We start from the raw sequence: 12,442 nt of genomic DNA on the forward strand, positions 1-12,442 counted from the left end.
TAGGCAAACTTGACTGAGAAACTTGTCGGTACCTGACGATAGGCTCAGCCCGTGCGCAAGGTAATGATCGCCAATCGCGGTGAGATCGCCGTCCGGGTCATCCGGGCCTGCAAGGACGCGGGTCTGACCAGCGTCGCCGTTTACGCCGACGCCGATCGTGACGGGCTGCCCGCGCGGCTCGCCGACGAGGCCTATGCCCTCGACGGCGACACCGCGACGGAGACCTACCTGCGCATCGACAAGCTGCTCGACATCGCCGCCCGCAGCGGTGCCGACGCCGTGCACCCCGGCTACGGCTTCCTGTCGGAAAACGCCGACTTCGCCCAAGCCGTACAGGATGCGGGTCTGACCTGGATCGGGCCGACGCCGCAGGCGATCCGCGACCTGGGTGACAAGGTCACCGCACGGCACATCGCGCAGCGCGCGGGCGCGCCGCTGGTCCCCGGAACGGCCGAGCCGGCCGCGAACGCTGACGAGATCGTCGCTTTCGCCCGCGAGCACGGACTGCCCGTCGCGATCAAGGCGGCCTTCGGTGGTGGCGGCCGCGGTCTCAAGGTCGCCCGCACCCTGGAGGAGATCCCGGCCCTGTTCGAGTCGGCCACCCGCGAGGCGGTCGCCGCTTTCGGCCGCGGCGAATGCTTCGTCGAGCTCTACCTCGACCGGCCCCGGCACGTCGAGGCCCAGGTCCTGGCCGACACACACGGCAACGTCATCGTCGTCGGCACCCGCGACTGCTCCCTCCAGCGCCGCCACCAAAAGCTCGTCGAGGAGGCGCCGGCCCCGTTCCTCACCGACGACCAGCGCGCCCGCATCCACTCCAGCGCCAAGGCGATCTGCCGCGAGGCCGGTTACCACGGCGCCGGCACGGTCGAATACCTCGTCGGCCAGCAAGGCACCATCTCGTTCCTCGAGGTCAACACGCGGCTGCAGGTCGAGCACCCGGTCAGCGAGGAAACCTCCGGCCTCGACCTCGTCCGCGAGCAGTTCCGCATCGCCGACGGCGGCGAACTCGCGCTGACCGAGGACCCCGCGCCGCGAGGCCACTCGATCGAGTTCCGCATCAACGGCGAGGACGCCGGTCGCGGCTTCCTCCCCGCACCGGGCCAGGTCACAGCCCTGACCTGGCCATCCGGCCCGGGCGTACGCGTCGACGCCGGCGTCGAGGCAGGCAGCGTGATCGGCGGCAACTTCGACTCCCTGCTCGCCAAAATCATCGTGACAGGCGCCGACCGCACCGAAGCCCTCGAACGAGCCCGCCGCGTCCTCGACGAAACGGTCATCGAAGGCCTGGCCACGGTCCTGCCGTTCCACCGGCTCGTCGTGCGCGACCCCGCGTTTGTCGACTTCACCGTCCACACCCGCTGGATCGAAACCGAATGGCAGGGCGGTGTCGACGCCTTCACCCCGGCGGCCACAGCGCCCCTCGAAACCGAAGAACGCGAAACCGTTGTGGTCGAGGTCGCCGGTAAGCGCCTGGAAGTGCGCCTTCCTGCAAACCTTCGCTCCGGTACGCGTACAGGCGCCCCGTCCCGTCCCCGCGCCCGACAAGAACGCGCTGCGACCAAGGCCGGCGGAGCGAGTGGCGCCGCGGCCCTGACCGCCCCCATGCAGGGAACCATCGTCAAAGTCGCCGCCCACAACGGCGACACCGTCGCCGAGGGCGACGTGATCGTCGTCGTCGAAGCCATGAAAATGGAACAACCCCTCCAGGCCCACCGCGCTGGCACCGTCTCCGAGCTCACCGTCGAAGTAGGCGCGACCATCACCGCAGGCACAACGATCTGCGAAATCGCCTAGCCTCCGGAAGTAGCGCACGGGTTTGGGTGGGCGCGGGGCTCGGTCGGGCCTCGGCAGACGGCTGGCCCGACTTCAAGGACGTTGGGGTCACCGGGCCATCCAAGACCCCAACTTCATGGAAGTCGGGGCCGGCAGGCGCCTGGGACGTGATCGCCGCGGCGGTCGGCGTCTACTACGCGAACCACGACCCCAACTTCGGGGATGTTGGGGTCACCAGGCCCGCCGGCGCCCCAACTTCAGGGAAGTCGGGGCCACGAGGCCGACCAAGACCCCCAACTTCAAGGAAGTCGGGGTCATCGGGCCCGCCGAAGCCCCAACTCCACGGAAGTCGGGCCCACCACGCGAACCAAGACCCCAACTCCAAAGAAGTCGGGGTCACCAGGCCCGCCGAGACCCCAACTTCAAGGAAGTCGGGGCTACCAGGCCAACCAAGACCCCAACTTCAGGGAAGTCGGGGTCACCGGGCCCGCCGAGACCCCAACTCCACGGAAGTCGGGGCTACCAGGCCAACCAAGACCCCAACTTCAGGGAAGTCGGGGTTACCAGGCCCGCCGAGACCCCAACTTCAAGGAAGTCGGGGCTACCAGGCCAACCAAGACCCCAACTTCAAGGAAGTCGGGGTCACCGGGCCCGCCGAAGCCCCAACTCCACGGAAGTCGGGCCCACCACGCGAACCAAGACCCCAACTCCAAAGAAGTCGGGGCCGCCAGATCCGCCGAAGCCCAACTTCGGCGAAGGTGGGTCTAGCGGAGTCTGCTGGCGCCGGCGGCTCAGAACGGCCTCGAGTAGGTCAGCGGGTCAGTTGGCGGAGGACGGCGCGGGCTGCCTCGTCGGGGGTTTCGGTGGTTCGGGGGATGGCGCCGCTGAGCCACAACGTCGCGAAGCCGTGCGCCAACGACCAAGCAGCCAGCCCTGCTTCCTCCACGGACGACGCGCCATTGCCGGCCCAGCCGTCGGGGAGATCGGCGACTCCGCCGTAGAGCGCATCGCCGGCACGCTCCTGCGCGGCCTGCAGTGCTTCGTCGTCCTCGTGGAAGAGGTCCGGGCGCCACATCACCTGGAAGTGTGCGGGGTGGGTTGTCGCGAAGCGGACGTAGGCGACGCCCAGTTCGAGGAAGCTTCCCGTCGCTGCGCGGGTTTCGGTCAGGGCGGCGGACAAGCGCTCGAAGCCTTCTGTAGCCAGGGCTGTGAGCAGGCCTTTTTTGTCGCCGAAGTGATGGGTCGGCGCCGCGTGTGACACCCCGACGCGGCGGGCGAGGTCGCGCAGGCTCAGGGCTGCCGGGCCGCTCTCGGTGATGGCTTCCGCGGCGGCGGCGAGCAGGGCCCGGCGTAGATCACCGTGGTGGTACGTCTCCTTCGCCATGCCGCCAAGCATATCTTGCCATTGACAAGATGGCGATGAGGAGTGCATCTTGGCAATGACAAGTTTGGAGGAAGAGATGGCTACCCTCATCGCTCTGGCCGCCGGCACCGGCCTTGCCCGCTTGCTCGGACTGCTCGGTGTCGACGCGCTCGACAGCTGGGTGACAGCGCTTCGTGTCGGTCTCGCGCTGATGTTTTTCCTGACCGGGCTCGCCCACTTCGGCCTGGGCCGGCGCGCGGGCATGATCGCCATGGTGCCGCCGCGGCTGCCCCGTCCCGACCTGCTGGTCACGATCACGGGTCTGCTGGAGTTCGCCGGTGCGGTCGGACTGCTGCTCCCGGCGACCTACCGCCTCGCGGCCGTCTGCCTCGCCCTGCTGATGGTGGCGATGTTCCCGGCCAACGTCTACGCGGCCCGCCACCGGATCACCCTGGCTGACGAACCGGTCACCCGGCTCCCCCTGCGCACCGCCGAACAACTTCTCTACATCGGCGTCGCCCTGACTATCGCCCTCGTCTGAAACATGCGGCCAGCGACACACGGCCACAACCGCACGGCCCGCTGCCCAACTTCCTTGAAGTTGGGCAGTCAGGGGCCCACCTACCCCCAACTTCAAGCAAGTCGGGCAGTCTCAAGCGAAGCGCGGGGTCAGGCCCGCCTACCGCCCAACATCAAGGAAGTCGGGCAGTCTCAAGCGAAGCGCGGGGTCAGGCCCCCCTACCGCCCAACATCAAGGAAGTCGGGCAGCAGAGGCCCGCCTACCGCCCAACTTCAAGGAAGTCGGGCCAGCCCGTGCCTGCCCGCTGCCGAGTCGAGCGGGACAAACGTAAGCATGCGGCCACACCCGGGCCCTAGCCTGAACAAGTCGAGCAGACTCGGCGCAGAACGCCGACGCGTTGCTAGAGCAGCCAGAACCTCATGCGCGACGTGTAGATCGTGAGCCCTGCACCCGAGAATGGCGCGCCCAGCCCGATCCCAAAACAAGCGGCTAACCCGGGGCGGACATCGTCGAGCCCCGATATCAGCGGAGGCGCGTGATCGTGACCTCGACGCCCTGGCCGGTGCTCTGCGGGCCGGCATAAACACCCTTCAGCGGCGGCACGTCGCCGTACTCCCGGCCGCGGCCCACCACCACGTGCCGTTCGCCGACCGGAACGCCGTTGGTCGGGTCGAAGGCGGTCCAGCGGCCGACCCACCATTCGACCCAGGCGTGGCTCTGGCCGACAACACTGTCGCCGATCGCCGCGGTCGGGGACGGGTGCAAATAACCGGACACATACCTGGCGGGCATGCCCATCTCGCGCAGGAGGCCGACCGTCAGGTGGCTGATGTCCTGGCAGACGCCTTTCCGCTGCGTCCACGCATGCAGGGCGTCGCTCTGCACGCCGGTCGCCCCGGCCTGATAGGCGACCTCACCTCGGACAAATTCGCAGACAGCCAGCGCAGCGGCGTGCGGCGTGGCGTGCGCGCCGCGGATGTCGGCGGCGATTCCGGTGAGTTCGCCGTCCAGACCGGTGCGTTTGGTGGCGAGCAGGAGCTCGTACCAGCGGTCCCTGTTCTCGGGGAGCGCCAGTTCGTCCCAGGCGGCGCCTTCGCCCTGGTCGATCAGGTCGCCCGGGGGGAGGGTCTCCACGGTTGAGGTGGCGGTCACCGTCAGGGCTTCGTGTTTGGCGTGGACGTCGAAGGCTGTGACGACCGTGCCCCAGTAGTCCTCGTAGCGGTACGTGCGGGCGGGCGGCCACACCTCGACGCGTGCGTCCAGGACTGCCTGGTGGGTTTCGTTGCGGGGCCACATGCGGGCCTCGTTGTAGGACGAGGACACCGGGCCGGCGTAGTCGAAGCCGCTCTTGTGCTGGATCTTGAGGCGCCAGCTGTCCACCAACGGAGTGCTCATGCGACTACTGCTCCCCGTACCCAGTTGACCGCTGTGGTCTGGCGGAAGTAGCGGCGGGAGACGGCCTCGTTGACCTGGGAGCAGGTTTTTTCGAGGCTGGCCAGGACTGGGGCGAGGTCGTCGATCAGCTCGTCGGCGCCGCGGAATTCGAGGTTGGTGCGGGCGCGGCCGACGATGCGCTGGGCGTCCGTGGCCACGCCGGCGCGGCCCGGGTCGGGCTCCAGGTCGGTGAGGCAGCTTTCGGCCGTGGACAGGGCGGCGAAGACCGAGCGGGGGAAGAGCCGGTCCAGCAGGAGAAACTCGGCCGCGTGACGATCATCTAGCGAGCCCCTGTACGTCCTCAGAAACGTCTCCCAGGCCCCACTGGACCGCAGCAGCGTCAGCCACGACGGGATGCTGCCGCCGGCGCGTTCGTGGGTGCGCAGCAGTCGCGCGGTCATGTCGACGCGTTCGACGCTGCGGCCGAGGACGAGGAAGAGCCAGCCTTCGTCGCGGCTCATGGTGGCGTCGGTGAGGCCGGCCATCACGGCGCAGCGTTCGCGCACCCAGCGGAAGAACGCGTGGACGCCCTGCTGCTCGACGCGGCGCCGCGCGTTGGGCAGGCCGTGCCAGGTGGAGTTGAGGCATTCCCACATCTCGGACGAGACGGTCTCACGGGCGCCGCGGGCGTTCTCGCGGGCGGCGGCCAGCGCGCCGACCACCGAGCTGGGGCTGCGCTCGTCGAGACCGAGCAGGCCGACGACCCGCGCGGAGGTGAACGGCTCGTCCTCCATCGGCATGCCCATGACCGCGAGCAGGGAGCGGCAGGCCGCGTCCTCGCTGGTCCACGGGTCGGCGAGGATGCGCTGGAGGTGTACGTCGAGGATGCGGGCGGTGTCCTCGGCCCGCTCGACGTACCGCCCGATCCAGTAGAGCGACTCGGCGATCCGGCTCAGCACGGCGGCCCTCCCTGCTGTTGTTGCTGCTGTTGCTGCTGCTGGGCCTCGCCGCCGCCGGCGGCCGGGCCAGGGTCGGGGCTGCCGGCCCGGGGCAGGGGTGCGGGGTCGGCGGGCAGGTGCGGCACTTCGAACGGCACGGTGTCGTCGGCGTCCGCGAGCACCCAGGTGTCCTTGGAGCCGCCGCCCTGGCTCGAGTTGACGACGAGGGCGCCCTCGGGCAGTGCGACCCGGGTCAGGCCGCCGGGCAGCACCCAGATCTTGTCGCCGTCGTTGACCGCGAACGGCCGCAGGTCGACGTGGCGCCCGCGCAGGCGGTTGCCGATCAGGGTCGGCACCATCGACAGCTTGACCTCACGCTGGGCGATCCAGCCCCGCGGGTCGGCGACCATCTTCTCGGTCACGGCGGCCAGCTCGGCCTCGGTGGCCTGCGAACCGATCACGATGCCTGCGCCACCGGCGCCGTCGACGGGCTTGAGCACCAGCTCGCGGACGCGGGGCAGCACGTCCTCCAGCACACCGGGCTCGTCCAGCCTGTACGTGTCGACGTTCGGCAGCAGCGGCTCCTCGTCGAGGTAGTACCGGATGAGGTCCGGCACGTACGTGTAGAGGAGCTTGTCGTCGGCGACACCGTTGCCGACCGCGTTGGCGATGGTGACACGCCCGGCGCGGGCGGCGTTGAGCAGACCGGCCACGCCGATGACCGAGTCGGCCCGGAAGTGGACCGGGTCGAGGAAGTCGTCGTCGATGCGCCGGTAGATGACGTCGACCCGCTGCTCACCGGCGGTGGTCCGCATGGCGACGTCGTTGCCGACGCAGACCAGGTCGCGGCCCTCGACCAGCTCGACGCCCATCTCGCGGGCGATCAGCGCGTGCTCGAAGTACGCCGAGTTGTAGACGCCGGGACTGAGCACCACGACCGTGGGGTTGCTGACGCCCACCGGCGCGGCCGCCCGGAGCGCTCGCAGCAGCATCCCGGGGTACGACTCGACGGGCAGGATCCTGGAGGCGGCGAAGACCTCGGGGAGCACCTGGGCCATGGCCCGGCGGTTCTCCATCACGTAACTGACACCGGACGGGATCCGCACGTTGTCCTCGAGCACCCGGAAGGTGCCCTGCTCGTCACGGATCAGGTCGACACCGGCGACGTGGATGCGGACACCGTTGGGCGGGTTGATGCCGGCCGCCGCCCGCAGGAAGTGGGCGCTGGTGGCGATGATCCGCCGCGGGACGACCCCGTCCGCCAGCACCTGGCCGGCGCCGTACACGTCCGCGAGGAAGGCTTCGAGGGCCCGGATGCGCTGGGCCACGCCCAGCTCGACCTTGCGCCACTCGGCCGCGGCGATGATCCGCGGCACGATGTCCAGCGGGAAGGGCCGCTCGACGCCCTTGAGCGCAAACGTGATGCCCTGGTCCAGGAAGGCCCGGGCCAGCACCTCGGCTCGAACGCCCAGCTCAGCGCTCGACAGCGGCTGCAGCGTGGCGTGCAGGGCCTCGTAGGTCTCACGGGGCATGCCGAGCTCGCTGAACATCTCGTCCCAGCCGGGGCCGAGGCGGTACTCCTCGAAAAGATCCGCCATGGCCTGACCCTACGGGCGACTCGTTGCGCGCGGGTAACAGTGGACACAGCCGGGACACGGCCGGCATGAGGCGGGCCGCCGGTACGGGACCTACCGACGGCCCTGGCGCAACACATCCGCACGGGTGGCCGGACGGGCGCCGCTCGCCCGAGACACCGAGAACGGGGGACCCGGCGTATCGGGACTGCCCCCACGGTACGCGTGCGCGGCCCCCATCAGAAGCACCCGATCCACGTCTGTACCCACAGAGATTGGCAGAAATGCGACGCGCCTTCGACCACGACCGCAACGTGCAGCACGTACCGTGTCGGGCATCACCGTGAGCTGGGCCTGATCAAGGCGCATTCTGTACTCAGCTCATTCTCAGGGGCGCGCACGGACAATGCCGTGTGCCCTGGAGCCGCGAGGTGGCCGACCGATGACCGAATTGTTGACCGTGATGGCAACACCGGCTTGGGCGTACCTTGCTCTTTTCGGGTTCCTCGCCGTCGACGCGATGGTCCCCGTCGTGCCGATCCAGGCCATCATGATCACATCCGGCGCACTCACCGTCTACGGCAACCTGAACCTGCCGTTGGTCATCGCGGTCGGTGCGCTCGGGATGTTCGCCGGCGACTCCATCGCCTTTGTGCTCGGCCGGTCGTCCGGGCACGTGGGCGGTCACTGGCTCAGCGGCCGCCTGAGCGCCCTGCGGGGTCGCTTCGCGCCCAAGCACGACCACGGCGACAAGCCGGAGTCCAAGACCAAGCGGGCGGCCGAGCGGTTCACCCGCGGCCTGCGCCGCCCCGGCCCGCTGGTGCTGCTGCTCTGCCGCTTCGTGCCGGGCGGGCGGATGGCCGCGGGTTACCACGCCGGCCGCAGCGGTTACCCGATCAAGCTATTCGTGATCTACGACGGCGCCGCGGCGATCGGCTGGGCCACCTACGGCGGGCTGGTCGGGCACGTCGGCGGCACCGCGATCACGCAGTCGGCCTGGCGGTTGTTCGCCATCGCCGCGACCGCCGCGATCATCTTCGGCACCGCCGGCTGGATCCTGGCGCTCTTCGGCGGCCGCAAGGGCGCCAACGCCGGCGAAAAGGCGGACGAGAAGGCGGATGAGACGCCGGACGACCGCCCGGCGCGCATCCGCTACTAAAACCTCCGCTGGTAGACCGCCCCCGGCTTACTGCAGCTCGTGCAGCATGAGCTGCCGCGCGGCCTCGGCGATCGACCCGGACAGCGACGGGTAGATCGTGATCGTGTGGGCCAGCTGGTCCACGGTGAGGTTGTTCTCGATCGCCATCGTGATCGGCAGGATCAGCTCGCTCGCCTTGGGCGCCACGACCACACCGCCGACGATCTGACCGGTCGCCGGGCGGCAGAAGAGCTTGACGAAGCCGTCACGCAGGCCGGCCATCTTCGCCCGGGCGTTGCCGGTCAGCGGGAGCATGACTTGGCGGGCGGGCACCTTGCCGGCGTCCACGTCGTTCTGCGAGACGCCGACGGTGGCCAGCTCCGGGTCGGTGAAGACGTTCGCGGAGACCGTCCGCAGCCGCAGCGGCGCGACGGCCTCACCCATGGCGTGCCAGACCGCGATCCGGCCCTGCATGGCGGCGACGCTGGCCAGGGGCAGCACACCCGTGCAGTCACCGGCGGCGTAGATGCCCGGCACGTTGGTGCGCGACACCCGGTCGACGGTCACGTAACCGCCGTCGGCGACGTCGACGCCGTACTCCCGCAGGCCCAGCTCCTCGGTGTTCGGCACCGCGCCGACGGCCATCAGCGCGTGGGAGCCCTCGACCGTACGCCCGTCGGAGAGGGTGACCAGGACGCCGTCGCCGGTGTTGACCACCGAGTCGGCGCGGGACTGGTTGAGGATCGTCATGCCGCGCTCACGGAAGACCCGCTCGATCGCCATGGCGGCGTCGGCGTCCTCGTGCGGCATGACCCGCTCACGGCTGGACACGAGCGTGACCTGCACACCCATGGCCAGGTAGGCGCTGGCGAACTCGGCACCGGTGACACCCGAGCCGATCACGACCAGGTGTGTCGGGAGCTCGTCGAGGTCGTAGACCTGCCGCCAGTCGAGGATGCGCTCGCCGTCCGGGACGGCCGACGACAGCACGCGCGGGGTCGCACCGGTCGCGATCAGCACGGTCGCGGCGTCCACGGCGTACGGGTCACCGCCCGCGGGGGTGATGAGGACCTGGTGGGTGTGACCGAGGGTGTCCTCGCCGAGCTTGCCCCGGCCGGTGACGACGTCCACCCCGGCCTTGATCAGCTTGGCCTGGATGTCGCCCGACTGGGCCAGCGCGAGCTTCTTGACGCGGTCGTTGACCGCCTTGGCGTCGACCGTCACGCCCTCGAGACCGGCCGAGCGGATGCCGAACCGCTCGTTGTGCCGATAGCCCGTCACCACCTCCGAGCTGGCGATGAACGTCTTCGACGGGACGCAGTCGGAGAGGACGCACGCGCCGCCGGCCCCGTCGGCCTCGACGAGGGTGACGTCCGCGTCGAGTTGTGCGGCGACCAGTGCCGCCTCGTACCCGCCCGGCCCACCGCCGATGATCACGATCCGGCTCACGATACTCCGACCTCCATTGCGCAGTTCTGTCGCTTTCGTGCCTTCAATGTGCCGACACGCACACCTCGTATTCTCCACCACCGGCCGTCCGGGCTATCGTCATCGCCGTGGGTCACTACGCCGCGTACGGCTCAAACCTCGATCCGGCCCGGATGCGGGCCTACTGCCCGCACTCGCCCATGGTCGGCGTCGGGTGGGTGGAGGGCTGGCGCCTGACGTTCGCCGGCGAAGGCGACATGGGCTGGGAGGGCGCGGTCACGACGATCGTGGAGTCGCCCGGCGACCGGGTCTTCGTCTCGCTCTACGACGTCCACCCGTGGGACGCCGCGCAGCTCGACGAGGTCGAGGGCGTCACCGCCGGTGCGTACCAGAAGCTCACTGTGCGTGTCTCCACGCTCGAGGGTGAGTTCAGCGCCTGGGTCTACGTCTTCGACGGTTACGAGGGCGGCATGCCGACGGCGTGGTATCTCTCCGAGATCGCCAACGCGGCCGAGAAGGCCGGCGCCCCGGACGACTACGTCGCCGACCTGCGTCAGCGCCCGACCCGGACGTCCTCACCCGAGGTCTGAACGGTCCGCTGATAGATGTTCGCCTCGTACAGCGGGCGCATCCCCACCGCGCGGTAGAGCCGCGCGGCCTGCGTCGGGTTGGCCAGATCAACACCGAGCCCGGCCGTCGCGCGTCCCTTGGCCGCATAAACGGCAAAGGCCCTCCGCAGCAGGGCCGCACCCACACCCCTCTTCCGGTACCCCCGGAGCACCGCGAGCGCCCGCACCCACGCGTCGTTGCCGTCGATGCCGGTGTCGGACGACTGCAGCACCCCGGCCCACGCGCCGTCGACCTCGCCGACGAACCACTCGTCCCAGGCGATGCTCGACTCAGCGGCGATCTGGGACCGCCAGGTCTCGTAATCCGTCGACTGGTGGTCGCTGTCCCGGAACGCCTCCTCGATCGTGGCGTGGAAGCGGCGCAGCTCGTCCTCGTCGTCGTGCCGCAGCGGCCGGACCGTGACCCCCGCCGGCGGCTCAGGCGCGGTGTGCGGTGTGTCCGCCAGCGTGATCGTCATGCGGGCGTGCTGCTTGAGGAAGCCGAACCCGGCCCCGGTCAGCGTGGCGATCCACTCCTTCTCCCCCGGCACCGCCCCCGCCCGCACCGTGTACGGGTCGTGGCCGAACTCGCGCCCGCGTCCCACCACCCGGTCCAGCAGCAGGGCCAGCAGCGGCCGCAGGGACGGTTCACCGCGCTGCGGCCAGGCGTACACCTCGACGAACTCGCGGTCACGGCCGGTGGTGTTGCCGGGGTACGCCCAGCCGACGATCCCACCCGCGGTGTCCAGCGCGACCCAGCAGTCACGCGACATGTCGGTGTTCGGGGCGGTCAGCGACTCGCGCACCTCGTCGAGGGTGAAGTCGGGCTCACCGACGGCTGCCGTGTCGCTCGCGTGCACCAGACGCAGCAGCTCGGGCACGTCGTCCAGGGTCGGCCGGCGGGTGCGCCAGCCCTCGGGGAGTTCGGTCACCCCGGCATCTGAGCACGGGCGGCGCGCCCGGGCCAAGCGTGTTTCAGCGGGACAGGCGGTGGGACAGCGACTCGAGGAGACCGCAGAGCTCGACGCGCTCGGCCCGGTCGAGCTGGGCGTACGCCTGACCGGTGAGGGAGTCGGCGACCGACTCGGCCCACATCAGCCGGCGCACTATCGGCCCCGGTGACGGGTAGGGCGGCTGCCAGCCGAAGGCCACCGCGTCGGTCTCGCCGTCGGGGCCCGCCATGATCGCCTGCAGCGGTGTGAGCCCGCTGGCCCGGACGGCGACGACGTGCACGCCCAGCCGGTGCTCGTGCAGCAGGTGCAGCATGACCGCGGCCTGCGCGCCGGGTGACGTCTCCGGCACCGGCATCGCCCGCCAGGCCGCGAACAGCGGCAGACCGGCCGCGTCGACGGCGGACACCACCCGCTTGGACAGCTCCAGGAGCCGGCTCAGCCGGGGGAAACCACCCAGCTCGTCCACACCCCACCGGCACAGCTCGTGCAGGTGCCAGGTGGCCACCTCGACCGGCGGGGTGGTCTTGGCCGCGGCCTCCCAGCCGTCGGTGACGGCATCGGGCGCGATGAAGCCGATCGCCGCGGCGACCGTCTCGGGGCGGACGTCACCGAGAGCACCCGCCCGCGCCGACACGTGGTAGGCCCAGCCGGACAGCCCCATCAGCCGGGCACGGCGCAGCGTCTGCGGGGACTCGGCGAACGCTCCGACGAGCTTGGCGAGTCCCGGCTTGGCTCTGGCGGCTGCCTGTTCGGGGGTCACGTATGGAGAT

General features: G+C 70.1%; 11 protein-coding genes. 4 read left to right on the forward strand and 7 right to left on the reverse strand.

The features are described from left to right. Positions 1-51: 51 nt before the first annotated feature. Positions 52-1,797 (forward strand): acetyl/propionyl/methylcrotonyl-CoA carboxylase subunit alpha, encoded by a 1,746-nt coding sequence (locus AFR_RS39570; protein WP_023562465.1) that lies wholly within the window; start codon positions 52-54, stop codon positions 1,795-1,797. A gap of 790 nt (positions 1,798-2,587) precedes the next feature. Here AFR_RS39570 and AFR_RS39575 read toward each other — a convergent pair. Continuing rightward, complete coding sequence (locus AFR_RS39575) at positions 2,588-3,160, reverse strand: TetR/AcrR family transcriptional regulator (RefSeq protein WP_023562466.1); 573 nt, start codon at positions 3,158-3,160, stop codon at positions 2,588-2,590. Positions 3,161-3,236: 76 nt separating this feature from the next. On the opposite strand from AFR_RS39575, the gene AFR_RS39580 reads away from it, so the two are divergent. Then, the gene (locus tag AFR_RS39580) at positions 3,237-3,680 is read left to right on the forward strand and encodes a DoxX family protein (protein WP_023562467.1); all 444 of its coding nucleotides are present in this window, start codon (positions 3,237-3,239) and stop codon (positions 3,678-3,680) included. 501 nt (positions 3,681-4,181) lie between these two features. On the opposite strand, the gene AFR_RS39585 is transcribed toward AFR_RS39580, so the two are convergent. From AFR_RS39585 to AFR_RS39595, 3 genes are read right to left on the reverse strand one after another with little or no spacing between them, the layout of a single operon-like run. Continuing rightward, positions 4,182-5,054, reverse strand: coding sequence for a transglutaminase family protein (locus AFR_RS39585; RefSeq protein WP_023562468.1), 873 nt, complete (start codon positions 5,052-5,054; stop codon positions 4,182-4,184). Beyond that, positions 5,051-5,992, reverse strand: a complete 942-nt coding sequence (locus tag AFR_RS39590; RefSeq protein WP_023562469.1) for an alpha-E domain-containing protein — start codon at positions 5,990-5,992, stop codon at positions 5,051-5,053. Before AFR_RS39590 ends, AFR_RS39585 begins: the two co-directional genes overlap by 4 nt. Further along, positions 5,986-7,569 (reverse strand): circularly permuted type 2 ATP-grasp protein, encoded by a 1,584-nt coding sequence (locus AFR_RS39595; protein ID WP_023562470.1) that lies wholly within the window; start codon positions 7,567-7,569, stop codon positions 5,986-5,988. Before AFR_RS39595 ends, AFR_RS39590 begins: the two co-directional genes overlap by 7 nt. A gap of 418 nt (positions 7,570-7,987) precedes the next feature. Between AFR_RS39595 and AFR_RS39600 the strand changes: the two genes are divergently transcribed. Next, complete coding sequence (locus AFR_RS39600; RefSeq protein WP_023562471.1) at positions 7,988-8,704, forward strand: DedA family protein; 717 nt, start codon at positions 7,988-7,990, stop codon at positions 8,702-8,704. Between the two features lie 27 nt (positions 8,705-8,731). Here AFR_RS39600 and AFR_RS39605 read toward each other — a convergent pair whose 3' ends face one another. Next, positions 8,732-10,132: an NAD(P)H-quinone dehydrogenase gene (locus AFR_RS39605; RefSeq protein WP_023562472.1), complete on the reverse strand. Its 1,401-nt coding sequence runs from the start codon at positions 10,130-10,132 to the stop codon at positions 8,732-8,734. Between the two features lie 107 nt (positions 10,133-10,239). Between AFR_RS39605 and AFR_RS39610 the strand changes: the two genes are divergently transcribed. Beyond that, a complete protein-coding gene (locus AFR_RS39610; protein ID WP_023562473.1) occupies positions 10,240-10,701 on the forward strand; it encodes a gamma-glutamylcyclotransferase in 462 nt (153 codons plus the stop codon). On the opposite strand, the gene AFR_RS39615 is transcribed toward AFR_RS39610, so the two are convergent. Together AFR_RS39615 and AFR_RS39620 are read right to left on the reverse strand one after the other, a co-directional pair. Beyond that, the gene (locus tag AFR_RS39615) at positions 10,665-11,651 is read right to left on the reverse strand and encodes a GNAT family N-acetyltransferase (RefSeq protein ID WP_023562474.1); all 987 of its coding nucleotides are present in this window, start codon (positions 11,649-11,651) and stop codon (positions 10,665-10,667) included. The two genes, AFR_RS39610 and AFR_RS39615, sit on opposite strands and share 37 nt — an antisense overlap. A gap of 43 nt (positions 11,652-11,694) precedes the next feature. After that, the gene (locus tag AFR_RS39620) at positions 11,695-12,432 is read right to left on the reverse strand and encodes an SCO6745 family protein (protein WP_023562475.1); all 738 of its coding nucleotides are present in this window, start codon (positions 12,430-12,432) and stop codon (positions 11,695-11,697) included. Between the last annotated feature and the right edge of the window lie 10 nt (positions 12,433-12,442).

This window comes from Amorphoplanes friuliensis DSM 7358, from assembly GCF_000494755.1.
In the GTDB taxonomy this organism is placed as follows: Bacteria; Actinomycetota; Actinomycetes; order Mycobacteriales; family Micromonosporaceae; genus Actinoplanes; species Actinoplanes friuliensis.